At 35.4% G+C, this 24,453-nt stretch carries 25 protein-coding genes and 1 pseudogene; 22 read left to right on the top strand and 4 right to left on the bottom strand.

The window, feature by feature from the left end; all coding sequences use genetic code 11:
* Nucleotides 1-64: 64 nt before the first annotated feature.
* A complete protein-coding gene (locus IJQ68_RS00565) occupies nucleotides 65-1,171 on the top strand; it encodes an ABC transporter permease (RefSeq protein ID WP_292795571.1) in 1,107 nt (368 codons plus the stop codon).
* 8 nt (nucleotides 1,172-1,179) lie between these two features.
* Nucleotides 1,180-1,854: an ABC transporter ATP-binding protein gene (locus IJQ68_RS00570; protein ID WP_292795573.1), complete on the top strand. Its 675-nt coding sequence runs from the start codon at nucleotides 1,180-1,182 to the stop codon at nucleotides 1,852-1,854.
* Here the strand turns inward: IJQ68_RS00570 and priL are convergent, their stop codons facing one another.
* Nucleotides 1,855-3,183: a DNA primase large subunit PriL gene (gene priL / locus IJQ68_RS00575; protein ID WP_292795576.1), complete on the bottom strand. Its 1,329-nt coding sequence runs from the start codon at nucleotides 3,181-3,183 to the stop codon at nucleotides 1,855-1,857.
* A gap of 201 nt (nucleotides 3,184-3,384) precedes the next feature.
* On the opposite strand from priL, the gene IJQ68_RS00580 reads away from it, so the two are divergent.
* The 7 genes from IJQ68_RS00580 (at nucleotide 3,385) to IJQ68_RS00610 (ending at nucleotide 10,211) form a co-directional block, all read left to right on the top strand.
* Nucleotides 3,385-3,987 (top strand): hypothetical protein, encoded by a 603-nt coding sequence (locus IJQ68_RS00580; protein WP_292795578.1) that lies wholly within the window; start codon nucleotides 3,385-3,387, stop codon nucleotides 3,985-3,987.
* A 44-nt stretch (nucleotides 3,988-4,031) separates the two neighbouring features.
* Entirely contained in the window at nucleotides 4,032-4,244 is a 213-nt protein-coding gene (locus IJQ68_RS00585; protein WP_292795581.1) for a hypothetical protein, read from the top strand.
* A 183-nt stretch (nucleotides 4,245-4,427) separates the two neighbouring features.
* The gene (metG, locus tag IJQ68_RS00590; protein ID WP_292795583.1) at nucleotides 4,428-6,410 is read left to right on the top strand and encodes a methionine--tRNA ligase; all 1,983 of its coding nucleotides are present in this window, start codon (nucleotides 4,428-4,430) and stop codon (nucleotides 6,408-6,410) included.
* Between the two features lie 12 nt (nucleotides 6,411-6,422).
* A complete protein-coding gene (locus IJQ68_RS00595; protein WP_292795586.1) occupies nucleotides 6,423-8,000 on the top strand; it encodes a DUF530 domain-containing protein in 1,578 nt (525 codons plus the stop codon).
* Nucleotides 8,001-8,005: 5 nt separating this feature from the next.
* Nucleotides 8,006-8,470 carry a hypothetical protein gene (locus IJQ68_RS00600; RefSeq protein WP_292795588.1) on the top strand — a complete coding sequence of 155 codons (465 nt, stop codon included), beginning with the start codon at nucleotides 8,006-8,008 and terminating at the stop codon, nucleotides 8,468-8,470.
* A 49-nt stretch (nucleotides 8,471-8,519) separates the two neighbouring features.
* Complete coding sequence (locus tag IJQ68_RS00605) at nucleotides 8,520-9,533, top strand: glycosyltransferase 4 family protein (RefSeq protein ID WP_292795591.1); 1,014 nt, start codon at nucleotides 8,520-8,522, stop codon at nucleotides 9,531-9,533.
* Nucleotides 9,534-9,542: 9 nt separating this feature from the next.
* Nucleotides 9,543-10,211 (top strand): 2,5-diamino-6-(ribosylamino)-4(3H)-pyrimidinone 5'-phosphate reductase, encoded by a 669-nt coding sequence (locus tag IJQ68_RS00610; protein ID WP_292795594.1) that lies wholly within the window; start codon nucleotides 9,543-9,545, stop codon nucleotides 10,209-10,211.
* 21 nt (nucleotides 10,212-10,232) lie between these two features.
* Here the strand turns inward: IJQ68_RS00610 and IJQ68_RS00615 are convergent, their stop codons facing one another.
* The 3 genes from IJQ68_RS00615 to IJQ68_RS00625 form a co-directional block, all read right to left on the bottom strand.
* Nucleotides 10,233-11,657 (bottom strand): B12-binding domain-containing radical SAM protein, encoded by a 1,425-nt coding sequence (locus tag IJQ68_RS00615; RefSeq protein ID WP_292795597.1) that lies wholly within the window; start codon nucleotides 11,655-11,657, stop codon nucleotides 10,233-10,235.
* Between the two features lie 94 nt (nucleotides 11,658-11,751).
* Nucleotides 11,752-12,216 carry a DUF2115 family protein gene (locus IJQ68_RS00620; protein ID WP_292795599.1) on the bottom strand — a complete coding sequence of 155 codons (465 nt, stop codon included), beginning with the start codon at nucleotides 12,214-12,216 and terminating at the stop codon, nucleotides 11,752-11,754.
* A complete protein-coding gene (locus tag IJQ68_RS00625; RefSeq protein WP_292795602.1) occupies nucleotides 12,213-12,875 on the bottom strand; it encodes a histidinol phosphate phosphatase domain-containing protein in 663 nt (220 codons plus the stop codon). Before IJQ68_RS00625 ends, IJQ68_RS00620 begins: the two co-directional genes overlap by 4 nt.
* A 63-nt stretch (nucleotides 12,876-12,938) precedes the next feature.
* On the opposite strand from IJQ68_RS00625, the gene IJQ68_RS00630 reads away from it, so the two are divergent.
* The 13 genes and pseudogenes from IJQ68_RS00630 to IJQ68_RS00690 all read left to right on the top strand — a co-directional run.
* A complete protein-coding gene (locus IJQ68_RS00630; RefSeq protein WP_292795604.1) occupies nucleotides 12,939-13,424 on the top strand; it encodes a hypothetical protein in 486 nt (161 codons plus the stop codon).
* A gap of 284 nt (nucleotides 13,425-13,708) precedes the next feature.
* Entirely contained in the window at nucleotides 13,709-14,932 is a 1,224-nt protein-coding gene (locus tag IJQ68_RS00635; protein ID WP_292795606.1) for an FprA family A-type flavoprotein, read from the top strand.
* 103 nt (nucleotides 14,933-15,035) lie between these two features.
* Nucleotides 15,036-15,545, top strand: coding sequence for a flavodoxin (locus IJQ68_RS00640; protein ID WP_292795609.1), 510 nt, complete (start codon nucleotides 15,036-15,038; stop codon nucleotides 15,543-15,545).
* Nucleotides 15,545-15,949: a cupin domain-containing protein gene (locus tag IJQ68_RS00645; protein ID WP_292795612.1), complete on the top strand. Its 405-nt coding sequence runs from the start codon at nucleotides 15,545-15,547 to the stop codon at nucleotides 15,947-15,949. The genes IJQ68_RS00640 and IJQ68_RS00645 overlap by 1 nt, the downstream gene beginning before the upstream one ends.
* 36 nt (nucleotides 15,950-15,985) lie before the next feature.
* A complete protein-coding gene (locus IJQ68_RS00650; protein ID WP_292795615.1) occupies nucleotides 15,986-16,819 on the top strand; it encodes a pantoate kinase in 834 nt (277 codons plus the stop codon).
* A gap of 3 nt (nucleotides 16,820-16,822) precedes the next feature.
* Nucleotides 16,823-17,338 carry a class I SAM-dependent methyltransferase gene (locus IJQ68_RS00655; protein ID WP_292795617.1) on the top strand — a complete coding sequence of 172 codons (516 nt, stop codon included), beginning with the start codon at nucleotides 16,823-16,825 and terminating at the stop codon, nucleotides 17,336-17,338.
* Nucleotides 17,339-17,497: 159 nt separating this feature from the next.
* A complete protein-coding gene (locus IJQ68_RS00660) occupies nucleotides 17,498-18,289 on the top strand; it encodes a 2-amino-3,7-dideoxy-D-threo-hept-6-ulosonate synthase (RefSeq protein WP_292795619.1) in 792 nt (263 codons plus the stop codon).
* A gap of 9 nt (nucleotides 18,290-18,298) precedes the next feature.
* Nucleotides 18,299-19,429 carry a 3-dehydroquinate synthase II gene (locus IJQ68_RS00665; protein WP_292795621.1) on the top strand — a complete coding sequence of 377 codons (1,131 nt, stop codon included), beginning with the start codon at nucleotides 18,299-18,301 and terminating at the stop codon, nucleotides 19,427-19,429.
* A 9-nt stretch (nucleotides 19,430-19,438) separates the two neighbouring features.
* Nucleotides 19,439-19,996 carry an RNA 2',3'-cyclic phosphodiesterase gene (gene thpR, locus IJQ68_RS00670; protein WP_292795624.1) on the top strand — a complete coding sequence of 186 codons (558 nt, stop codon included), beginning with the start codon at nucleotides 19,439-19,441 and terminating at the stop codon, nucleotides 19,994-19,996.
* 4 nt (nucleotides 19,997-20,000) lie between these two features.
* A complete protein-coding gene (gene cca, locus IJQ68_RS00675; RefSeq protein ID WP_292795627.1) occupies nucleotides 20,001-21,365 on the top strand; it encodes a CCA tRNA nucleotidyltransferase in 1,365 nt (454 codons plus the stop codon).
* Between the two features lie 347 nt (nucleotides 21,366-21,712).
* A pseudogene (gene tnpA / locus IJQ68_RS00680) lies at nucleotides 21,713-22,102 on the top strand (IS200/IS605 family transposase).
* A gap of 231 nt (nucleotides 22,103-22,333) precedes the next feature.
* Nucleotides 22,334-23,569 carry an RNA-guided endonuclease TnpB family protein gene (locus tag IJQ68_RS00685; protein ID WP_292795629.1) on the top strand — a complete coding sequence of 412 codons (1,236 nt, stop codon included), beginning with the start codon at nucleotides 22,334-22,336 and terminating at the stop codon, nucleotides 23,567-23,569.
* A gap of 696 nt (nucleotides 23,570-24,265) precedes the next feature.
* The coding region (locus IJQ68_RS00690; RefSeq protein WP_292795632.1) for a reverse transcriptase N-terminal domain-containing protein at nucleotides 24,266-24,453 on the top strand (188 nt) is incomplete at its 3' end.

Below are 24,453 nucleotides of genomic sequence, written 5' to 3' on the forward strand. Positions count from 1 at the left end.
AAGATAATTAATTATTCATTGATTTTAAATAGGTTGGGATAATATTAAGTTCATTACATTAATATTGAAAAATCCGTTTAGAAACAAGACGCGCAGTGCACTATCCATTATCGGAATAGCTATTGGAATTGCTACAATTGTCGCATTAGGCCTTATCACTGCAGGTATGGAGGATTCTGTTCAGACAACATTCAATGAAGGCGGAGCAGAAATTACAGTTACCAATGCAACTAATATTGGTGGGGCTTCAGGTCTTCTCAACGCATCGTTTATTGATGAATTGAAAAATGTAACGAATGTTTCGGATGCTGTCGGCCAGCTGTCGGTCAGTGAGTCCAACCAGTCGTTCATGCAGTCAAGAAGCCCTGTTATGGGAACAACGGTATATGGAATTAATGCTTCCAAGCTGAATCTGGCAGGCATTAGCAATGTGGATGGTGATGTTTATGAGGAAGATTCCTTTGAAGTTATCATAGGTTCAAGATATGCTGATTTGAATAATTTCAGTATCGGTGACAACTTAAGCTTTTTAGGTCATGATTTTGAAGTTGTCGGAATATATGAAACAGGAAACATGATGCTTGACAATGGAGTTTACACTTCACTTTCAAAGCTTCAAAACATTTCGGATACGGACGAAGTCTCATCCATTTTGGTTAAAACGTCAGAAGGCGTCAATGACTCAATTGTCAGTCAAAATATTAAAGACAAATATGAAAACGTATCAACACTGACAAGCGAGGAAATGTCTTCGATGCTGGATGAGGTTATTGGAATATTGGATGCTGCATCTCTTGCAATTTCCGGTTTGGCAATTATTGTAGGCGCAATTGGCGTTATAAATACGATGGTCATGACGGTATATGAAAGGACAAAGGAAATCGGTGTTTTAAAATCGATTGGCTGGAAAAGCAGAAAGATTTTAACAATGATTTTAGGCGAAACGTTAGTCTTGACTACTTTATCAGGCATTATAGGTTCAGTTTTTGGAATATTGATAGCTGAAGTTGGTGTCAGACTTATCGGAACTGATGGATTTTCACTTGTCTACACTCCTAAAACATTCATATTGGCATTTGGAATTACTATTATCGTCGGTATCATAGGAGGAGTGTATCCTGCTTATAAAGCATCTAAACTCGCTCCGACAGAAGCGTTGAGGTATGAATAGGTGATAGGATGGAACTGATTATATTATACAATGTTTTAAAGCAATATGATGACGGAGCAGTAACTGCCTTAAACAACATCAGCCTGTCTATAGAAAAGGGAAGCTTCGTGTCCATTATTGGTCCGTCCGGATCCGGAAAGTCAACTTTACTGAATATGCTGGGTGCACTGGACTCTCCAGATTCAGGTCAGGTTATCATTGATGGGATTGATCTGGCAACTCAGAAAGACTTGAGTGATTTCAGACGCCATGAAATCGGTTTTGTATTTCAGCTTCACAATCTGCTTCCTAACTTGACGGTTCAGGAAAATGTTGAAATTCCTCTAATGGATGCTAACATGTCTGAAAAGGACAAACATAGAAGGGCATTGCTCTTCATTGAGGCTGTAGGTCTTTTGGATAAGAAAAAACAAAAACCAAATAAATTATCTGGTGGTGAACGTCAGAGGGTAGCTATTGCAAGAGCTCTGGTTAATTTTCCATCAATAATTTTAGCTGATGAACCTACGGGCGCTCTTGATACAAGAACCGGTGCTAAAGTCCTAGATGTTTTAAGATTTGTCCATGAATCCATTGATGCAACATTAATTATTGTAACTCACGATAGGGATGTCGCAAGATTGGCTGACAGAACCATAGAAATCAGGGACGGTCAAGTGATTAATGATTATTATAATCGGTAATTATTCTTTTGCCTGTTTGTCTAGCTGGAACTTTTTACGTCCGTAACATGATAGTGGATTGTTAATTCCTTTGCATGAACCGTCCGGCTTACACAATTGTGGCAAATGGATTTTTATTTTTTCACAGCTCATTGGAGTGTACCATGTTGTTTCACCTTCGTGGTTGATGTCAATTTCGCTGTGCATTCCGAATCCTAATTTTGATATGATATTTACCTTTTCCTGAGGCTGGTCTTCAAATAGCGGTGGCGTACAGTTGTCGGCAGCATCAAATATTAACGGTAAAATCTCATTTTGGGTAATGCTCAAATCCGGATCAACATCAGAGACTTTTATACTTTCATCTGATGCGAAAATTCTAGGATAAAGACGTGCATAGGAGGCAAATGAAGTTAAAAGAAGCACGATTGCATCATTACGCCCTCCTGAAGATACACCATTTACTGTATTTTGTATGCATGGTGGGAATGCGTCCGGGTTAAGTTTTCCTGCCTGCACGGTTCCGTAAATTCCGCCACTTCCGGCATAATATTGATTGTATTTGCTTATTTCTTCAGGAATGAATTCCTTCAGCTCTTCAGACAGTTTAATAATTTCAGGATGTATTTCTACTCTTGAAGACATTTCCTTGATTCTTGCAATATATTCTTCAGTTTTCTGCATTATCAGACGGGAAAGAATCAGTTCCTTTACGCTGTCCCCAACAAGGATATTATACATTCTGTCAGGGCTTCTGTCTGAAAACTCATCACCATAATTGTCTAAAAATTCATCCTGCTGAAGTATCAAATCTCCATTCTGCAGAAGAAGTTCGCTTAATTTTAATTTTTTGGTAGCTATTACATCTTTCAGTGAGCTCCATTTGATTGATCCGTCCACTTTAATCTCATCAAGGATTTCATCTATTATTTCCTCTCTTGATGATGGGGTGAGTTTGGCCAGTCTTTCCTGAATCAGAATGCCTTGGGATTCAACAAAAAGCCTGGTTTCCCTTGAACCTATATTGAACTGTATTGCAATGGCCTGGCAGAGAGTGTGGAATATTACAACGTCCTGTTTGAATATTGCCTCATTTGTAAGGTATTCGAATTCATTCTGGTTGAAATTTTTATTGTTTTTCTTTTCGATTGCCCATTGCATACGTTTAAATGCCAAATCCTTATATGATTTTGGGATTAATGAGTCATCTGAGATTTTCTGATTTGTGGTGTGGATTACCTCTTCAATAAGGTATTCATCTTCTTTTTCAAGCTGATTTAAATCACCATAATCTCTTATGATTTCTCTTCCTTCATTTGATAATGGGTTAATATATGAAATTTCTGCCATGTTTTTTAATTTTTGTTTCATATATTAAAAAATTAACTTATTTTTGAAAGCAATATTTCCCTGTGGAGGTAATTTTCGATTGTAATAATTGTGAAATATTGCTTTAATCATGTAAAATGTTCTCACTGATTCATTGGATAAGTATTTTTTTATTTGGAGTTATAATTAAAACTTTTACTTGATATGAAACAATTTAAATTTATGAAAATCAAAAATTTTATTTTAAATTTAATTATTTTTTTAGTTACATTTTTAGACTCAAAATCAGATGTTGATAAATACAAACAGTTTGAAATAAAAAATGTGCCTTCTATCAGAAGAAGTGATTTGCCCAATGAATTCACTGATGATTCGTTTAAAACAGTTGATGAATTTATTAGAAAAACTGCTAATTTGAATTTTGAATGTGTTATATATTTTGATTATATTACTGGTGAAGTTCTTAAATGTGCAATTGGAAAATTAGATGAAGTAATTTTAAATTTTGATATTGATGAATTTAAAGGTAAACATATTGCTTCAATACATAATCAGCCTCCGTATGTATTTTCTCCACCTTCCGCTAAAAATTTTGGCATTTTAATGAGAAATTTTGAAGATTTTGAATTAATTGCAAGTAAAAATGAATTATGGATTTTTAAATCTAAATGTGTTGATGAAAAATTAATGTTAGAACTTAATATTGCTTCAATAGAATTATTCAATTCAGCTTGGGAACAAGCTAATACATTAGATTTAAATGAAAATTTGACAGATGATTATTGTGATTTTTTATATGGGATGTTCATATCAATATATAAATGATAAAAACATAAATGATATACAATTAACTAAAAAGGAGTATTACCATGACCATTAATTCAGATATGTATTTTTCAGAATTTAAAACATTCAAAAAAATTACTGATTCTAAAGAACGCGAAAGAGTTAAAAAAGAAATTAATAATCCATATATATTGACTGGTATGGATAGATTACGTGCATTCTATAGTATGATGGATTTGGAGTTTGATGATGAATTCTTCAATAATATTTTGGATGAATTTCCAATCTCCGAATAATATATTTTTTTCTTTTTTTTATTATCAAAGTTTTTTAAAAAATATTGCAATTAATGCCTTTTTGTTCATTAATCAATTCTTCTTTTCTATTTTTTTGATTTGACTAAATTCCTAAAAAAATATTACTTTATAAAGTATGAATAACATATATATTTATGCTTAAAAAATTTAGGAGAACAATAGATGACTAAGATATTTATTTCATGTGCACTTCCTTATGCGAACGGTCCGTGTCATTTGGGTCATATACGTTCCACTTATTTGCCTGCAGACATTTTTGCTAGGTATAACCGTATGATTGGCAATGACGTGTTGATGGTTTGTGCTACTGATGAACATGGAACTCCAATCGCAGTTAAGGCAGATAAAGAGAATAAAAAACCGATTGAGATTTCTAAACGTTATCATGACATGATTGTTGCTGATGTCGAATCAATGAACATCTCTTTGGATAACTTTACAAGAACCACTGATGAAATCCATTATGAGATTGCTCAGAATTTCTTTAAGGACCTTTACGATAAGGGTTTGATTTACAGGCTTGACATTCAGCAGCTGTATTGTGAAAACTGTAAGAAGTTCCTGCCTGACCGTTATGTTGAAGGTCTGTGTCCTGCATGCGGCAGCGAGGCTCGTGGAGATCACTGTGAAAAATGCGGAAGAGCGCTTGAGCCAACTGAATTAGATGAACCAAGATGTTTGACCTGTGGAAATACACCAGTAATCAAGGATACCTATCAGTATGCCTTTAAACTGTCTGAATTTGAAAAAGAGTTAACTGATTACATTAACGGCAATGATAATCTTCCTGCAAATGTTAAAAACTACGCATCAAACTGGCTTAAGGAAGGTTTGAACGACTGGGTTTTAACAAGAGATATGGATTGGGGAATTCCTGTTCCTTTGGATGAGGCTAAAGGTAAGGTTTTATATGTCTGGATTGAGGCATTTTTAGGCTATATTTCCTCAGCAGCCCAATGGTCAAGAAGTACCGGTATCAAATGGGAGGACTACTGGAATGATTATGTAGTCCATTTCATCGGAAAGGACATCATTTACCACCATTCAATTTTCTGGCCGGGTCTTTTGACTGCATACGGATGCAAAAAGCCCGACATGATTTATGCAGGCGAATTTCTGTCCCTTGAAGGGGAGAAAATGTCAACCAGTAAAAATTGGGTTATCTGGATATCTGATTTTGTAAAAGACTTCGAACCTGATTTGCTCAGATACTATCTCACAATCAACGCTCCTTTAAACAAGGATTCAGACTTCTCATGGGATGATTTCCAAAGAAGAAACAATGATGAGCTTGCAGACGTAATCGGAAACCTGCTTCACAGAACATTCACATTCACACACAAGTTCTTTGACGGCAAAGTTCCGCAATATAAGGATGCATCAGATGGAGACTTGGCATTTGAAGCTGAAATTAAGAAGTTGCCTGACACAGTCAGTGAATTAATAGCCAATTATGATTTCAGAGAAGCTCTGCTTGAAATATTTAAGGTAGCTAAAATCGGAAATAAGTATTTCAACGATCAGGAACCTTGGAAAGCTGTTAAGGAAAACCCTCAAAAGGCAGCCAATACATTATACTTATCAAATCAATTGGCAAAATGCCTGGCATATGTACTGAAACCTTTCCTGCCTACAAAAGCTGACGAGATAGCTAAAATATTGAATTTGGCTGATGTAAGCAAATGGGAAGACGCTAAAGTACACCTTGAAGAAGGCTATGAAATTGAAAAGGCTAAGCCATTATTCAAAAAAATCGAAGATGATGTAATAAACGATCAAAAAGAAAAATTACAGGAAAACTTAAAAGAAAAAGAGGAAGATACTATGAGTGATATTATTGATATTGATTACTTTGACAAAGTAGACATTAGAATCGGCCAAATCAAAGAGGCTGAAAAAATTGAAAAATCCGATAAACTATTGAAATTGCAGGTGGATATCGGTGATGAAACCAGACAAATTGTCGCAGGACTTGCCAAATTCTATGCTCCTGAAGAGTTAATCGACAGAAAAGTTGCAGTATTGGTTAACTTAAAACCTGCAAAACTCTTTGGAACATTATCTGAAGGTATGCTTTTAGCAACCGGTGAAAGCGGCGCATTACTTTCACCTGACGATTGTGAAATCGGTGAGCAAATTCAATAAAATCTGATTAACATGGAAGAATCTGTCTTAGTAATTAAAGCTGAGGAATATTTAAAAGAAATCGCTTCTGATAATATTAGTTTGGATAATATTGAAGAGTTTGATAATTTTAAAAACCTCTACTTTAAGCTGGATGACAGATTGGAAACATTAAAGCAACTTAGAAAAGATATGGAAGTGCAGGGATACGGCACTCCATTCGCTTCCCTGAATAAATATGGGAACAAATCTGTAGGCGAAGTTTCCCTGGATGAAGTAAGTGAAAATAGCCGCCACAACCAGATGTTTAGAAACAAGGCAAATGCCAAAAAAAATATTCTGGACAGGGTAAAATCAGCTATTGACTCACATCAAATAGCAATTGGTCATCTTGAGCAATTCGGATATCTTAAGTGCAATTCATGCTATAAAAAATATTCAATTTCCGAATATAAACAGCTCAATGGCAAATGCAGCTGTAAAGCAGAATCATTTTCATTTAAAATAAGCAAACAGAATGTTTACAGAATTGAAATTATCCCATATTTGCCGTTGTCCGGTAACTATCGTGTATTGATGGCAGAATTATCAAAATCTGGCAGAAATTCATTTAAGAAAGTTATCAATGCACTTAAACAGGAACGTACCGGACATGTAAAAACCATCGCACCGTTATTTAGATATAAGGATAAGAATAATCGCTGGTTAAGAAAAAGAGTTACTTTTGATTCGGAATTCGTAGACAATTATGAAGAGGAACTTAGAAAAACCTATGGGAAATATGTAAGGATTGAGAAACTGGAGTTCCACAGGACAAAACCTGCAATTATTGATGATAAGCATGCAAGAACAGCTGTGGCTCTAGGTTATGTACGCTATGCTGAAGATATCATCAGCTCAATTCGTGACGATATCCTAAAAAGACAGCTGACTGACTTTAAAAGAATCAACAAGTATGATGAAATCGTTCATAAGTATAGCAATTATACTCCAAACTTCATAGATTCATTTGACATTGCAGAAATCGAAAACTGGAGAGAAAACAAAATTAATGAAAGTTTTAAAAGTCTTCGTTACCTTGACCGTCATGGTGAACTTAACCGTTCACTTAAAAGGGATCTGAAAACTCGTGAAACGATTGAAAGAACTATTTTTGAAGATATTGCTCCTGCACTTATCAGCTGGGATATTTTCAGATATTATCTAACCACATCCGTTTCAAACCGTAAGCTTACAACCGGACCGTTCCCTTATATACGTGTCGAGCTTGACCGTCAGCAAAGAAAAGTTTTCCAAAAAAGATATCCTCGCGTAATAGACACTCTAAATCAGTTCAGCGATATTAGAATTCTGGATGTGGACCAGAAGGACCTGATTTTATATGAGAAATTCAAATTTGAGAAACTGATGAAAAATTCAAACATTAAGGTTAACCATCCTGCTTTAGGAGCGGCACACCTTCATCTGAACAGTGACATTGACATTGAAGCTATAAGCAATTCATTCAATGTAAATGAATCCAAAATCAAAAAGGAAATCAAGCATATAGAAAACATTAAAAATCCTAAATCCGACAAGTCTAAAAAATTCCTGGATTTAATTAAGAGGTAATGCCTATGGATGAGGATGTAACATCAATTCATATTACCGGAGCATTATCTTCATTTATGATTATGAATCTCCTGGAGGATTATCCCAATCTTGAAAAGATTACATGTTCTCCAAGCGTTTATAACAGAACTTCCAATGATTATATTCAGGCTTTAAACCAGCTTGACATTGAAGTTGCCAAGGAATATCACTGGGGTGCTTCAAAGCAGGACTGTGATTATGAGCAGGAACTGTTGGATTTGGCCAGCGAAGGCTATAAGGCTCGTGAAATTGCGGAAATTTTAAACATCACTGTAAATAGGGTTTACTATTTGCTTAGACGAAACAAGACCAAACTGAATACCAACACCAAAAAATATGATTATGATGAGGTCAAATCTCTAAAGGAGTCCGGCCTTAAACCTAAGGAAATATCTGAAAAATTAAATATTCCAGTTAGGACAGTCTATTATATTTTGAATAAAAAATAATCGCAAATTATTTTTTTAACTATTAATAAATATATTATAAGTGATTGTTATGATGATATTGCCTCAACTGCCGTTATATGTTATAGCTATAATCTGTGGCCTGTTTTCTTTTTTAGTCACCAGATTATCAATGCCCAGGATTATTAAGAAGTTAAAAGATGCTGATATTGTAGGAATGGACTTGCATAAGTCCTGGCATCCTGTTGTTGCTGAAATGGGAGGATTCGGAATCCTTTTCGGTTTTACCATAGGAATGTTTTCAGGAATTTATATGCACGACATTCTTGCATTTCCATTGTGTATTGTTCTGATTGTAATTTTACTTGTAGGAATTATTGGAATTGCTGATGATTTGCTAGTATTATCATCTAAAGAAAAATTGTTCCTCCTGTTTTTAGCAGGTCTTCCTTTGATTTGGGCTGCTCCGGCAAATGTCGGTATTTTATACCTGATTTCCATTCCGATTGCACTTTCAATCGGATCCAACCTGACTAACATGCTTGCAGGTCTTAACGGTATTGAATCAGGTTTAGGTATAATCTCTCTAACATCCCTTACAATTGCTTGTATTATTTTAGGAAAATATGATGTAACCATTGTCAGCATGAGTATGCTTGGAGCATTGATTGCATTTCTGTACTATAACAAGTATCCGGCAAAGATTTTCCCCGGTGACACTGGTACACTCATTATCGGTGCTGCAATCGTATCAATAGCATTTATCGGTCGTGTAAAGCTGATTGCACTTATTGTTCTTATGCCGAATATTATTGATGCAGCTATGAAATTCTACAGTGCAGGTGTAATGGAGCGCCAGCAGTTCAAACCGACACAGGTAAGTGACGACGGTAAACTGATAAGGCCTGAAACAGGTTTCAAGTCATTAATCAGGTTTGTAATCAGAAAACCTATTACTGAAAAACAGGCCGTTCGCATAATCTGGGGAATCGGTTTGATTTTTGGTATTTTAGGTATATTTGTTGCACTTACAATGCCTGGTGTAATAGGCAATCAGACATTAGCAAACTTCCTTCAAATTAAAGAGATGTTCTATCACATATGAGATGATTTGATGAAACCTTACGTTATTTTAAATGCAGCTATGACACTAGACGGAAAAATAGTAACTGCAAACAACAGTTCAAACATATCTGGAGAAGAGGACTTAAAAAGGGTACATGAACTCAGAAAAGAAGTGGATGCAATTATGGTGGGAATAGGAACAGTCCTTGCAGATGATCCAAGGCTCACTGTTCATAAAGTTGATGCAAATCCGGAAGACAATCCTGTTCGCGTAGTTGTAGACAGCAGATGCAGAACCCCGATAGCTGCTCGCATTACAAATAAGGATGCAAAAACTATAATTGCCGCAGCCAATGAATTCAAATATGATTTTATGGTAAGCGACAGATATAACGTTTTCAAACAGAGAGGTGTTGAATTCTTCTTCAGTGGTGATAAAAAAGTGGATCTGACTGCACTGATGGATTACCTGGCAGGTCATGGAATAAAAAAACTGATGCTTGAAGGAGGAGCAACCCTGAACTTTGCAATGATAAAAGAAGGTCTGATTGATGAGATAAGAATTTGTGTGGCACCAAAAGTGGTCGGCGGTGTTAATGCTAAAACACTCTTTGACGGTGAAGGCTTTGCTACAATGGATGAGGGAGTCAATCTGGAGTTAACAGACTCATTCACCTTAGGAAAAGATTTAATTTTAACATATAAAGTTTTAAAATAAGATGGATATTATTAATATCCATTATTTATTCACATTTGTTTTATTGTAATCAGTATTTCCGTTTGTCTGACGGGATATGAGTTGTTTTGCAATCCCAAATATTGTTTTTAAAAGTATCATTCCATCCTGAGAAGCCTGTTTTATAAGATAACCTGGTCTTAAATAAAATTTGAGAAATGCCTTTTTCTGTATGCTTCTAAGTTCATTACTGGAGCAGTCAATTGTCTCTAAAACCGGGTCGATTAAAGTGAATTTTGACCAGTCTTTGATTTGAATCAGATTTTTCTTAAATGTTTCATTATAAAAGCGAGTTCCCGGATATGGGGTAGCTAGACTGTATAATGCATAATTTGGATTCAGTTCCTTTACAAAATCAATTGTCTTTTGAATTGATTTTTTGGTATCCTCAGGCATTCCGATTACGCATGAAGCTATTGTTCTGATTCCAACCTTACGGGCTAACTTGAATGCTTTTTTAGTTTTTGATATTGTGATGTTTTTGTTCATTTTTTCAAGCATTTGCTGGTCAGCGCTTTCAACACCGATAAATATGGTTATGCAGCCGGAATCTTTCATTAACTGCAGAATCTCTTCGTCCAAAGTGTCGACTCTTGAAGTGCAGCCCCACCAGAATTTAAGATTTCTTCTTTTTATTTCATTGCAGAAATCCCTGACGAATTTCTTGTTTAATGTGAAAGTATCATCCATAAATGCGATGGTATCGATATTTTCCTCTTTAAGTCTCATTTCTATTTCATCACAGACATTAGTGTATGACCTTCTTCTCAGATGATTTCCGTGCAATGCCGCTGATGAACAGAATGAGCACTGCATAGGACAGCCTCTGGTTGTAATGATGGTTGCGACATTTGTTGTGATATTTAAAATCCTGTATTTCTCCATTGGAAAGAGATGAAACGCCGGAAACGGCAATTCGTCCAAATCCTTAATTATTGGCCTGTCCGGTGTAACGATTAATGAATCATCACTTTCATCCAGAAATGCCAGACCCTGAACATTAACCAAATCTCTGCCGTTTTCTATGGACTGGACAAGTTCAAGCATTGTATATTCTCCTTCGCCACGAACAACAATGTCTACACTAGGCTCTTCCAGCACGCTTTTATATTCAAATGTCGGGTGATATCCTCCCAGAACAACGACTGTGTCTGGCTTAACATTCTTGATTTTATCGGCTGAATCAAGCGCCACACCTATTGTTGGAGTAAGGGCACTTATTGAAACTATATCCGGGTTTCTTTTTAAAATCTCCTCACCTATTTCATCATAACTCAACTCTAAAGCCGATGCATCCAATACATCAACATCATAACCGTTTTTTTCCAGTACTGCAGCCATATAGCCTATGCCTAATGAGGGAGCTACAACACCTAAAAATTTGTATTTTGAGTTAGTCTGTGGGGGATTCAAAAAAGTAATCTTCATATAATCACCATCATATAGTATTAAAGAAAAACACTTTATTAAGTTTTTCTATAATTTAATATCTGATTTATGGTTATTAATCAATTAAAAAATATTAAAACATTCCAAAATAGCTTTCGTTTTGGCAAACACAGTATCTGCAGAGAGATTGCTTTTCACGAATGGTTTTGATTCTTTGTTTGCAGTAATACTTTTCATCTAAAATATAGACCTGATCTTTTTTGTTATCAGTGAATGGATGTAATGGCTTTTTAGCTATCAATGCAAGATATAATGAGAGATATTTGGTGAATTCCCTTGTTTCAATATCTCCTCCCGCATATGTGTCAAAATAATAGTCAATATCGTTTTTAAGGTTTTCTATGACTCCGTCTTTAATGTCGAAGTCATCAGTGATTTTAAGTGAATAGATTTCATCATAGCTTTTGGAATTGTATTCAGCCAGTTTTTTAACCAAAGGATCCTTATATCTGTCATCGGTTGCCTTGTTTCTTAAATATTCGATAGGATAATCTTTCAGCCCCTCTTTAATTGTTTCAAGTAGCTGGGATGCTTTCATAATATTCCTCTGCTTTTCAACAGTTCACGGGGATTGTCTACAATAGCTTTCATGGCTTCCTCATCGCTTAAACCGGCACCTCTAGCTATTTCATATGATTTTTCAAATGTTATCAAATCATCAGGTGAGTGAGTGTCTGTATCGACGATAAGCTTATTTCCAACTTCACGTGCAATGCTTGCAACATGTCCGTTTCCCAAACAGTGTCCTTTACGTGCACTGATTTCCAGATAAATGTCATTTTCAAGTGCAAGTTCAGCTTCTTCTTTTGTAATAAGTCCAGGGTGGCCTAAAATGTCCACATATTTGGACTGTACGGCAGCAAGGTTAGTTCCCGGAGTCACGGGTTCGTTCAATGTTTCACCGTGCACCACTACGATTTTAGCTCCAAGCTCTTTTGCCCTTTTTGCTATTCCGTCAATTGATTCTACCGGAGCATGGGTTACTTCAGCGCCTAAAACGACGGTAATGTCCCATTTTGAGTTTATATCATCAATTGCAGCTTGAATTTTTGGAATTTCATCAACATTATAATAATCAACATGGTCGGTAATTGCTATTACTTCATGATTCAGCTTCAAAGCTCTTCTGGCTAGTTCTGAAGGCAATAATTCACCGTCACTAAATAAACTGTGCATATGTAAATCTATTCTTTTCATTTTTTAAACCTCAAAGTTATATATTGTGTGTCATATCATATAATTATTATAGGAGGGGAAAAAATGAAAAACAAAACTATTCTTTCTTTGATGGCAATTTTTTTAGTATTGGGCAGTGCCGCCTTTGCATATGCTCAGGAAGTTAATTATGATGGATTTGATCTGCAGTTTGCAGATGATGACTTCAAGGTCAATCAGACCAACAATACCAGTGTGGTTTTACGCAATGGTGGGGAGCAGATTATCATAACCAGTGAAATCACAGGCAATGATTCTGTAAATTCATTTTTAAGTGCTCAGGGCTTTAATTTCACCCAATCAACTCATGTCGAAACAAAAGTTTCAAGCACTCAGTCAGGAAGTTTCGAGTATGAATTGAATGAATATGCCAAAGATAAGGGTGCCGCTTCAGCGTTTTTCTTAAACAAGAATGATAAGAATTATACGGTTATTGTAATGGATAATGATGTTGATGCCGATGATGATTTTGACACGTCTGATGCGATGGATGTGGCAAAAGATATCGTAAAATCAATAATGTTGGCTTAGACATTATTTTTTCTTTCTTTTTTTTGATTGGACTATAAATGCCTTTTTATATTTGAATTTAAAATTAATAAATAACATCTTTTGATGTTTGGTTGCATGTTGCAAACCAATAGTTATATTGAATAGGGTTGTGCCAAAATTTGTTAATACAAATTTATCCTTATTTATTTAAAATACTATTTTTTTCTGTATACGTTTATATGCTAAAATAAACTTTCAACTACTTTTATATATTACCAGAAATATAATTTTTAATAACTGAAATTTTTATAGGAGATTTTATTATGATAGCTAAAGCGGCAAAAATCGCAGAAGGTGTTTACTGGGTTGGTGCTCTCCACTGGAACAGCAGAACTTTCCACGGATATGGAATTCCAGGAACCACCTACAATGCATACTTGGTATTTGGTGAAGAAAAAACTGTATTAATCGATAATGTCTATGGTGGATTGGATAATCAGTTATACGGAAGAATTGAAGATGCTTTTGCTCAGGAAGGAAAAGATATCCAAATTGACGTATTTGTGCAAAACCACTCTGAAATGGATCATTCCACTCATTTGAGAGAAACTATCGAAAAATATAATCCTGAAGCTGAAATTTATGCTTCCCCTAATTGTGCTAAGTTTTTGGAACAGCAATACCACAATTTTGGAGACTTGGAAATCAACACTGTTAAAACAGGTGATGAACTCGACATTGGAGGAAGAACTTTAGCGTTCGTATCCGCTCCTATGTTGCACTGGCCTGACAGCATGTTCACTTTCCTGGTTGAAGAAGGCATATTATTCTCAAACGATGCATTCGGTCAGCACGTATGTCATTCCAAAAGGTTTGATGAGGATTATTCTTTAGATATTTTGGAAAAAGAAGCACAAAAATATTATGCTAATCTTGTAACCTTGGGTTCTCCAATGCTCAGGATGAAATTGCAGGAGCTAACTGATAACGGTATTGTGGACCAGATTAAGATGATTGCTCCATGTCACGGTCAAATCTGGAAAAACCCTGGATTTATTGTTGATTTGTATGCTAAATGGGGCTCAGGTGTCTGCAAAGATAAGATTACTGTTATTTATGATACTATGCACCATTCAACTGAGAAATTGGCTTACCAGATTGCTGAAGGTATTGCAAGCGAAGGTGTTGAGGTTGCAATGTACTTTATGCAGCTTGACGGACCGGATGATGTCATTACTGATATATTGGATTCTAAAGCTATCGCTTTAGGTGCTCCTACAATGATGAACAAGCCTTTCCCTCGTATTGGTAATATGATGTATTGGTTGGACTGCGTTAACTTCAAAGGAACCACCAGTGAGAAAAATGCTTTGATATTCTCATCCAAAGGATGGGGTGGAGGAGCTGTCAAAAAACTCCAGACTGACTTGGAAGCTGCAGGATTTACTGTAACTGATACTTTGGATGTCACTTTTGTTCCTGATGAGGATGCTCTTGAAGAGGCATTCAACAAAGGTGCAGAACTCGCCAGATCAATCAAGGAATAATTTCATTTATTCCATTATTTTTTTTCATCATTTAATTGTTGTGTTTCGCAACATTTATATATTAATTAATTCAAATATACTTATAACAAAGAAGGTGTATATCATGGCAAACAGTTTAGTAATTTATTTTTCCCGCTCAGGTGAAAACTACTTTGGCGGAGAACTTAAAAACATAGAAAAAGGAAATACTGAAGTTATAGCTGAATATATCAAAGAAGAAACCGGTGCAGACTTATTCAAAGTCGAACCTGCAAATGAATACCCTGCAGACTACATGAAATGTATTGACGTTGCCAAAAAGGAACAGCAGGATGGTGCAAGACCGGAAATCAAAGAAACATTATCTGACATATCTGAATATGACACAATTTATGTAGGTTTTCCAAACTGGTGGGGAACCCTTCCTATGCCAATGTGGACACAACTCGAACAGCTGGACTTTACAGGAAAAGTCGTAAAGCCATTCGTCACACATGAAGGATCAGGATTCGGCTCATCAGAAAGGGACTTGAAAAAACTCTGTGAAGGAGCAGATATCAAAAAAGGCTTATCAATTCCTGGCGGAAACGTCTATAATGCACAGGACAGCGTAAACCACTGGGTGAGCGAATAATGCCTGAAGAAATCCTTTTCGGAAAAGGGGAGGAAAATCCCTTCGGGGAATTTTTCACAGGAAAAAGCTACCTCAACATTCTCACACAAATGGGTGAGGTAATGGTGGCCAATGTCACTTTCGAGCCTGGATGCAGAAACAACTGGCACATTCATCATGCTGATGAAAACGGCGGTCAGATACTGCTTGTAACCAAAGGCGAAGGCTGGTATCAGGAAGAAGGCAAATCCGCTCAAAAATTAAAGCCTGGCGATGTAGTATCCATTCCGCCAAACGTTAAACACTGGCATGGAGCATCAAAGGATAGTGAATTCACCCACATAGCTATTGAGGTTCCGGGAATAAATCCTGAAAATGAATGGTGTGAGAAAGTCACAGATGAAGAGTATGATGCTTTAGAATAATTAGATTTATTAAAAACCATTACCATATTATTTTTTATGAGCGTTTCAGTTTTCACACCTGCACATATAACCGGTTTTTTCAGCATAGAAAACAGTTCGGATCCCTTAAAAAACGGATCTTGTGGTGCAGGATTTCTTCTTGACAGGGGAGTTAAAACTACACTTAAAGACTCTGATGAATTTAAAGTTAACATTAATCAAGGTTCTGAAATAGTAATTAATGAGGTTTTAAAGTATTTTGAAACTGAATCTCCATTTGAGATTGTCCAGGACATTCAGCTTCCGATAGGTGCCGGATTTGGAACTTCAGCGGCATCCGCATTAAGCCTGTCTTTGGCATTAAACGAATTTTTTGATTACGGCTATTCATCTGTGGAATGCGGACAGATTGCCCATAAAGTTGAAGTTTCACTTGGAGGCGGACTGGGTGATGTTATTGCACAAACTGGCTCAGGCATTGTTTTAAGGACTTCTCCCGGCGCTCCGGGCATAGGTGAAATACAGTCTTTTGATGAAAATCTATTTGTTGCAAGCAAGTCTTTCGGAGGGATTGACACAGCATCCGTTATAAGTAATCCCGAACATAAAAGGATAATTTCTGAAAATGGACGCCAGTGTTTTGATGAGTTTAAAAATAATGTGTCTGTAAACAGATTTTTGGACCTTTCGTTGAGATTTTCTGAAAATACAAAACTGATGACAGACGAAGTCAAATCTCTAGTTGATTATTTTAATTTGTCGGATGATATTTTAGGTAGTTCAATGGCTATGTTGGGAAATACTGTATTCGCCTTTGCAGATAATGAAAGCACTTTCAAAAACTCAGGTATTGAAAACTTGAATATAGATAAACTCTACTCAAAGAGGTAATTTATGATAAAATTAAGTTATGATGTTTCAGACTACAGAAGACAAATCCGGGAGGCAGTAAATGACGGAGACTGTGTAATCGAGCTTGGATGCCACACCGGAAACACCTCAAAAGTCATTCTTGAAAAGGATGTTAATCTCATAGCTCTTGACAACTCACCTGAAGCTTTAGAGGAAATCTCCAAACTTGATTTGACCTTCATCAATGCCGATGTGCGCCTTCATGACACATTATCTGAAGTATTTAAATTAACTCAAAGATGTGATATCTTAGCTATTGATTTGGGTGGGGGATATCATCCCGACACAGTTTTCAAGGTATTCTACATCTGGTCATCAACATTCAAGCCAAAACATACCTTCATCAGAAACAGAGGTCTGGTTGAGTTTTACAATTCAGTAACTGAGGCTGCCGGAGACTACAAATCCTATGACGGATTTCTTGATTCATATAAGGACAGCGGCATTCCGCCTCAAATAAAGGAATTTGATTTATGGACACCAATGCCTAAAAAATAAGATAACCGATATGGGCTTTTATTAAACATCATTTAATTTTTTAATAAGGATTTTGGAAACAATTAAAATGTTAATATCCTAAAAGTACATTATTGTACAATTAAACTATATATAACATCACAAATATATTATATAATGTTATTTAATGAGGTAATATAAATGATTGGTAAAAAAATTCGTTTAGAAAGAATTTTCAATAGGAATACTGGAAGAACAGTAATTGCTCCAATGGATCATGGTGTTTCCAGCGGACCTATTAAAGGAATCGTAAATATAGATGATACAGTAGAAGAAATCTCCCAAGGAGGAGCAGATGCAATATTAATGCATAAAGGAATCGTAAAAAGAGGTCACAGAGGATACGGTAAAGACATAGGTCTTATTGTACACTTATCCGCAAGTACTTCCCTTGCACCTGACCCAAACGACAAAGTAACAGTAACCTCTGTTGAAAAGGCAATACAGTTAGGTGCAGATGCAGTTTCCGTTCATGTAAACCTAGGAAGCGCAACTGAAAGCAACATGCTGCAGGAATTAGGTGAAATCGCTGAAACCTGTGATTACTGGGGAATTCCACTTCTTGCAATGATGTACCCTCGCGGTGAAAAAGTTGAAAATGAAATGGATGTTGAATTTGTAAAACACGCTGCCCGTGTAGGTTCAGAATTAGGTGTCGACATTGTAAAAACCAACTATACCGGAGATCCTGACTCATTTAAGGAAGTAGTGGAAGGAGCTCTTGTGCCTGTAGTTATCGCAGGAGGACCAAAAGTGGACACCGATGAGGAACTATTGACTATGGTGAAAGATTCATTAAGCGTTGGCGGAGCAGGTGTAGCATTCGGACGTAATCTTTTCCAAGCTAAAAATCCTGGAAAAATTACAAGAGCAATTTCAGAAGTTGTACATAATGATTTAGAAGTTGAAGAAGCTTTAAAATTCTTAGATTAAGGTGATTTAATGCAAAATAAATTCGCTTGGATAATGACTCCAGACCTCCCATGGGACGACAGAAAGGAAATGATAACAACCGCTTTAGAATCAGGCATCAGCTATGTGCTTGATTTGGAGTATAGCGAAAAGATTCGCAAATTGGGTAATGTCAATATCGTTTCAAACGAAGAGGATGCAGACATCTATCTTGTGGGAATCGATGGTGAAGGCGACGGGTCAATTGATTTGAGTGAAAATTTATCAGACTCTACCGATTTGGCCAATGCAAAAAAGGCCAAAAGTGAAGGTAAAACAGTTTGTGCATACATTAAAATCACTGATAAGTTACATGAACAGCTTGCAGTAAAACTAGGACCAATCGTTGATTATATTATTCTTATAGGAACCGACTGGACTGTAATTCCACTTGAAAACATTATAGCAGACCTTCAGAAAGTTGATGTTGAAATCATCGCTGCCGTAAATGATGCAGAAGGCGCAAAACTTGCTTTGGAAACCTTGGAGCATGGAACTGACGGTGTGATATTTGAAGCAAATGACTTTGCCCAAATCAAGGATATCGCATCAGAAGCCGACAATGCATCCAAAGTCAAATATGATTTGAAAATTGCAACCATAACCAATGTAAAACCTTTAGGCTCAGGTGACAGGGTATGCGTCGATACAACAGACATGATGCAGCCTGGAGAAGGAATGCTTATAGGTTCATATTCAAAATCATTATTCCTGGTTCACTCAGAATCATTGGAAAGTGAATATGTGGCTTCAAGACCATTCAGGGTAAATGCAGGTCCGGTTCAGGCATATGTCATGGTTCCGGGAAACAAAACCAGATATTTGGCTGAGCTTGTAGCCGGAGATGAAGTGCTTATTGTCAACACCAAAGGTGAAACCAGAACAGCTTATGTCGGAAGAAGCAAAATCGAAAGAAGACCATTGATTTTAATCGAAGCCGAATATGAAGGAAAAACAATAAGAACATTACTACAAAATGCGGAAACAATAAGAATTGTTGATGCTGACGACAACCCATTATCTGTAGCTGATGTAAAAGCTGGAGATAAGGTAAAAGTCTATATTGAAAAAAGCGCAAGACATTTCGGTATAGCTATTGACGAAACAATAATTGAACAATGAGGAATTTTAATGTCACAAATCAGAGTGTTTTTAGCAATTGACCTTGACGATGATTTAAAACCAAAAATCCACAAAATTATTAAGAAATTCAAAGGAATCGATGCAAACATCAAATATGTAGACCTGCAGAACTTACATTTCACTTTAAAATTCTTTGGAGACATCGACACTGACGGAATAGATTTGATATCTTCAAAAATAGAAAATGTCATCAAAGATTTCGATTCTTTCAATATCAAAATAAAAGGCTGTGGAGCATTCCCGAATAAAAACCGCATAAAGGTTATCTGGGTAGGTCTTGACGAGGATGAAATCCTGAAAGACTTGCATGATAAGCTTGACAATGAGTTCAGTTCAATAGGCTTTGATTTAGACAAAAAATTCTCTTCACACTTAACCATTGGCCGTATGAGGTCTGCAAAAGGCAAAGACAAAGTTAAAAGTACTATAGAAGCATACGAGGATGTTGAAATAGGATCAATGGAAGTCAACAGCATCGTATTAAAGAAAAGTACTTTAACTCCTTCCGGACCAATCTATGAAGACTTAATCGAATATAGGTTATGATTTAATGGATTATGAACTTATTTTGGATGAAATAAAACCTACCGAAGAGGAAAAAAATAAAGTTAAGGAAGTATCCGAAAAGCTTCTTGAATTTTTAAATGACAAAATCCATATTTCAGGCATTGATGCTGAAGCCGTTCTGGTGGGATCAGTTGCCAAAAGAACATATCTGAGAGGAAAATCAGACATTGATATTTTTATTTCATTTCCATTGTCAACAGATAAGAAAGATTTAAAACAAATCGGGCTTGATTTGGCTCATGAGTGCTGTGATTCATTCAACGCCGAGCCTCATCACCAGTTTGCATCACACCCCTATGTAACAACAGAAATCGACGGCTTTAAGATAGATTTTGTTCCATGTTACAGTATTGAAGACGGAAGCCAGCTTAAATCTGCAGTTGACAGAACCATTCTCCACACTAAATATGTCCAGGCAAACCTTAAGGAAGGTCAAAACGATGAAGTACTGCTTTTGAAAAGATTCATGGACATGACAGGAACCTACGGCTCCGAATTCAAGGTGGGCGGATTTGCAGGATATCTGTGTGAATTGCTGATAATAAAATATGGGAGCTTTGAAAACACATTAATGGAAGCTTCTAATTGGCAATTTGGCCATGTCATTGATTTGATGGATTATGGAACCGCTTCTAATTTCAAAGATCCTCTTATTTGTATTGACCCGACAGATAAGAATAGAAATGTCGGTGCGGCATTAAGACTGGATAAATATTCTCAGTTCATACAATCTGCCAGAAACTATTTAAGTTCAGATAAAAAAACTGATTATTTCTATCCTTTAGATAAGGATTTGAATAAGGATGCTATTCTGGATGAATTCAAATCACGCAAAAGCAATCTGATAGCTATTAAATTTGATATTCCACAGATTCCTTTAGATACCTTACATCCTCAGCTTAAAAAAACTGCTGATTCACTGGAAAGGATTCTAAATTCAAATGATTTTCTCGTTTTCCAGTCAGGCTACTGGACAGATGAGAAAAATTTCGCCATCATTCTTCTTGAATTGGCTGTATTTAAATTAAATGATATTAAAATACATAAAGGACCTAAAGTATTCATCAAACAGGCATGTGACAATTTCATTGAAAAATTCGGACTCGAAAACTGTTACGTTTTGGATGACTATATGGTTTCAAATGTTAAAAGGGAATTTATTACACCACAGGATTACATTAATCATTTGCTGAGTGAGGAGTATATTTCACTTATCAAGGTAGGCAAGAACCTGATAAAGCCTATATTGGAAAGTTATGAAATCTTGAATATTGAAGATTTAACCGGCAATGAATTACTGGCATTTTTGGATGATTTCCTATATCCAAATCAGCATATTAAACGTTAACCGATAATTTTATCCTAAAAATTATTTTTTTCATTACTATTTTTTCATGTTAATTTATATTCAGATATTTTTGATTTGTAACCATTGTTTTTAAGAATTCATTTATAAATCAATAAAAAAATAATGCAATATATTTATCTTAAATGTGCAAGAATACCTCGCCTTCTTAAGGTGAGGATGAATTGCACAAAATAGGGGTCTTTGATTTTTTTTGTGTAATTAATATTATTATTTTTAGTGTTTACTTTTTTTTTTTACAAGTGCAGGTCAATATTGGTATACTTTTATAATAAATAGATTTAAATATCTTTTTTGGGATATGTTTCTTATTATGGAGAGTGATTTGAATAGAAAATCAACATTCAGTATACAAATTAACATATCATTTGGTGTTAGTTATTAAATATCGTAGAAAAGTGATTAATCAGGATATTTTTGATTTTTTAATGGATATTTTCTCAGATATTGGTGATAAATATGATGTGGAGATTGTTGAGTCAAATTGGGATGTGGATCATATTCATGTGCTTTTTGATGCTGCTCCGGGTACGAATCTTGTTAAATTCATTAATGCCTATAAAAGCGCAAGCAGTAGAAGTATTAAAAGAGATTATCCATAAATTAAAAGATTTCTATGGAAAAGTGCTTTTTGGAAAACAGGTTATTTCATAACTACTTCCGGTGGAGCAAATTTAGAAACAATAAAAAGATATATCGAACGCCAAAGAGAAAAATAAAAATATTCATACCTAAATATGGGAGTTTTAACAAAATAATAAATATTTTCCTATTTTATATTTTTTGTAAGAGAGGTATGAATCGGTATTATATTCTCTTTTTTTTATGCAAAGGTGTTGAATACTGTTCATTTGCTCTCTTGGATTTTATTTAAATATGATTTGTAGAATATCATAATAATATACTATCAATAAAAAAAATAATTAACATTTTTTTTTGTAAGGGGAAAAATGAAAGTTGTTAATAAAAATTTTGTGGTTAGGATTTATCCGTCTAAGGCGGATAAGAATGATAAAGGCGAAAAGATTGTCAGTATAGACAAAATCGAGTCTCATATAGGTGGTTATAGGTTCATATTCAATAAAGAATTAGAATACATAAATGAATTTAGAAGGTTACTAATTCAAAATGGATATGATGATAAGATTATTGTTAATGATAGTTCCTGTAATATGCTTTTGAAGATGTTGCGACAGGATAATCTATTTTTGGAAAAAATAGAATCTAGCAGTCGCCAACAATCACAAAGAAACCTCATACAAGCCTTTAAAAATTTTCACAATCCTAACTTAAAATCTAAATATCCTCAATTTAAAAGCAAAAAAAATTCAAAGGATACTTTCAGGATAATCAACAACAATAATAATGTACGAATTCAAAAAGATAAGTATGGATTCGATAAAATCAAACTGGCTAATCAAGGTTTAGTTAAATTCAAAACCAGCAAAGAATATCCCAATATATTGCGCCAAACTAGCAATCCAGATGATCCCGCTGCAAAAATAAAGCATGTTACTATCAAAAAAGAAAACGGTGCATATTATGCTGTTTTCAATATTGAATGTGTTCATGTTCCCAAAAGGATTATTGGTCCGCTCCAACAAATCGGAATAGATATTGGCTGTGGCAAACTTGCTGTTCTTTCGAATACGCAAGAGATATCCAATCTTGTGTTAACAGAGGAAACAGACAAAATAATCCAATATCAAAAAGAAATGAGCCACCATACACCAGGTTCCATAAGATACAACGAAGCACAAAGATTAGTTAATGTATGGTTCACCAAACTAGTAAACAAAAGAAACGATTACTACAACAAGCAGGCAGATTATATTGTTAAAAACTGTTGTTTTGTGGCTGTTCAAAATGAAAATATTATCGCCTGGAAACACAATAAGTATTTAAGCCGAAGCATACAATTAAATGCACCTCGTATCTTCATGAACCAATTAGATTATAAATGTGACTGGAATGAAGTAGAATTCATAAAAATTCCTAAAAGTTTCCCATCCACTCAAATCTGTAGCAATTGCAAAGAAAAAAATGAAAATCTACGTGGATGGAAAAACATAGGAATACGTGAATGGGATTGTCCTTATTGTGGTGAACATCATGATAGGGATGTTAATGCCAGTATTAATATCCTCAATAGAGGTCTAGAACTCGTAGGGGCTACGGGGCAGTAAAATTTCCAAAATAATATACAATATATTTTTTGGTTTGCGAATCCCCGCCCTCTACAGGGCGGTGCGACGAGCAATTGCCTTTTAATTTGTTATATAATCTTTGATTATATGTTAGTGCAGTCACTGGACTGATAATCCTGTTATGCGGGTTATTCTCACTTGAAACTGCATTATTGGTGACGATAATGTGGGTTGCATGATTGTTTAAAACCTAATCGATAGTCATACTCCGGACTGTTGGGGGTGAGAGAAAGATTAGTATTGGTTAACGTTATGTGAACTTTCGTTTAAAGTCTCGTGAAGGGGAACGATGTTTTACAAAAAGGAGTTTAAATGATTCCATCGTGTCAACAAGCCAAATTATAAGTCATACGTTATTCGCCCGGAACGTATATAGGTCATAACCTTTTAGAGCTTGTTCGGGATACAGAAAGAACCTAACCTAATCGTATCTAACAAAAGGTAAACTCGGTAAGTCTGATAAAGTCTAGAATAAATTCTAGTAGGGTGACCGTGAGGAAACTTGAATTCTTTATGAGATAAAGGATGTTAAGGAAGCAAAAGCCATTAATAGTCGAAAGACAGCAGGAAACTGACAAATTTTAATAACTGTGAATGGATAGGCTGACTTTAACAGGTGAACAACATGTATATAAAACGAATTTTTTTGGTTTTATCCAAAGATTGGAGGTATAAATGATGAGTAATACACAAAATAATACGTTTGTGTCCACTACTTCAAACATTACTAACTGGTCTTCCATTGATTGGAAGAAAGCAGAAAAGTATGTAGATAAAATTCAAAAGCGGATATTTCGTGCTGAAAGTGAAGGTGATTATCGAAAAGTAAGAGATTTACAACGTTTATTAGGACGTAGTGCCTA

It is taken from the genome of Methanobrevibacter sp. (genome assembly GCF_017447225.1).
GTDB lineage: Archaea > Methanobacteriota > Methanobacteria > Methanobacteriales > Methanobacteriaceae > Methanocatella.

What these genes read in the sequence shown, in the direction of transcription:
- IJQ68_RS00570 (WP_292795573.1), top strand. Translation starts at nt 1,180, where the DNA reads ATGGAACTGATTATATTATACAATGTTTTAAAGCAATATGATGACGGA.
- priL (WP_292795576.1), bottom strand. Translation starts at nt 3,183, where the DNA reads ATGGCAGAAATTTCATATATTAACCCATTATCAAATGAAGGAAGAGAA.
- IJQ68_RS00580 (WP_292795578.1), top strand. Translation starts at nt 3,385, where the DNA reads ATGAAAATCAAAAATTTTATTTTAAATTTAATTATTTTTTTAGTTACA.
- IJQ68_RS00585 (WP_292795581.1), top strand. Translation starts at nt 4,032, where the DNA reads ATGACCATTAATTCAGATATGTATTTTTCAGAATTTAAAACATTCAAA.
- metG (WP_292795583.1), top strand. Translation starts at nt 4,428, where the DNA reads ATGACTAAGATATTTATTTCATGTGCACTTCCTTATGCGAACGGTCCG.
- IJQ68_RS00595 (WP_292795586.1), top strand. Translation starts at nt 6,423, where the DNA reads ATGGAAGAATCTGTCTTAGTAATTAAAGCTGAGGAATATTTAAAAGAA.
- IJQ68_RS00600 (WP_292795588.1), top strand. Translation starts at nt 8,006, where the DNA reads ATGGATGAGGATGTAACATCAATTCATATTACCGGAGCATTATCTTCA.
- IJQ68_RS00605 (WP_292795591.1), top strand. Translation starts at nt 8,520, where the DNA reads ATGATGATATTGCCTCAACTGCCGTTATATGTTATAGCTATAATCTGT.
- IJQ68_RS00610 (WP_292795594.1), top strand. Translation starts at nt 9,543, where the DNA reads ATGAAACCTTACGTTATTTTAAATGCAGCTATGACACTAGACGGAAAA.
- IJQ68_RS00615 (WP_292795597.1), bottom strand. Translation starts at nt 11,657, where the DNA reads ATGAAGATTACTTTTTTGAATCCCCCACAGACTAACTCAAAATACAAA.
- IJQ68_RS00620 (WP_292795599.1), bottom strand. Translation starts at nt 12,216, where the DNA reads ATGAAAGCATCCCAGCTACTTGAAACAATTAAAGAGGGGCTGAAAGAT.
- IJQ68_RS00625 (WP_292795602.1), bottom strand. Translation starts at nt 12,875, where the DNA reads ATGAAAAGAATAGATTTACATATGCACAGTTTATTTAGTGACGGTGAA.
- IJQ68_RS00630 (WP_292795604.1), top strand. Translation starts at nt 12,939, where the DNA reads ATGAAAAACAAAACTATTCTTTCTTTGATGGCAATTTTTTTAGTATTG.
- IJQ68_RS00635 (WP_292795606.1), top strand. Translation starts at nt 13,709, where the DNA reads ATGATAGCTAAAGCGGCAAAAATCGCAGAAGGTGTTTACTGGGTTGGT.
- IJQ68_RS00640 (WP_292795609.1), top strand. Translation starts at nt 15,036, where the DNA reads ATGGCAAACAGTTTAGTAATTTATTTTTCCCGCTCAGGTGAAAACTAC.
- IJQ68_RS00645 (WP_292795612.1), top strand. Translation starts at nt 15,545, where the DNA reads ATGCCTGAAGAAATCCTTTTCGGAAAAGGGGAGGAAAATCCCTTCGGG.
- IJQ68_RS00650 (WP_292795615.1), top strand. Translation starts at nt 15,986, where the DNA reads ATGAGCGTTTCAGTTTTCACACCTGCACATATAACCGGTTTTTTCAGC.
- IJQ68_RS00655 (WP_292795617.1), top strand. Translation starts at nt 16,823, where the DNA reads ATGATAAAATTAAGTTATGATGTTTCAGACTACAGAAGACAAATCCGG.
- IJQ68_RS00660 (WP_292795619.1), top strand. Translation starts at nt 17,498, where the DNA reads ATGATTGGTAAAAAAATTCGTTTAGAAAGAATTTTCAATAGGAATACT.
- IJQ68_RS00665 (WP_292795621.1), top strand. Translation starts at nt 18,299, where the DNA reads ATGCAAAATAAATTCGCTTGGATAATGACTCCAGACCTCCCATGGGAC.
- thpR (WP_292795624.1), top strand. Translation starts at nt 19,439, where the DNA reads ATGTCACAAATCAGAGTGTTTTTAGCAATTGACCTTGACGATGATTTA.
- cca (WP_292795627.1), top strand. Translation starts at nt 20,001, where the DNA reads ATGGATTATGAACTTATTTTGGATGAAATAAAACCTACCGAAGAGGAA.
- IJQ68_RS00685 (WP_292795629.1), top strand. Translation starts at nt 22,334, where the DNA reads ATGAAAGTTGTTAATAAAAATTTTGTGGTTAGGATTTATCCGTCTAAG.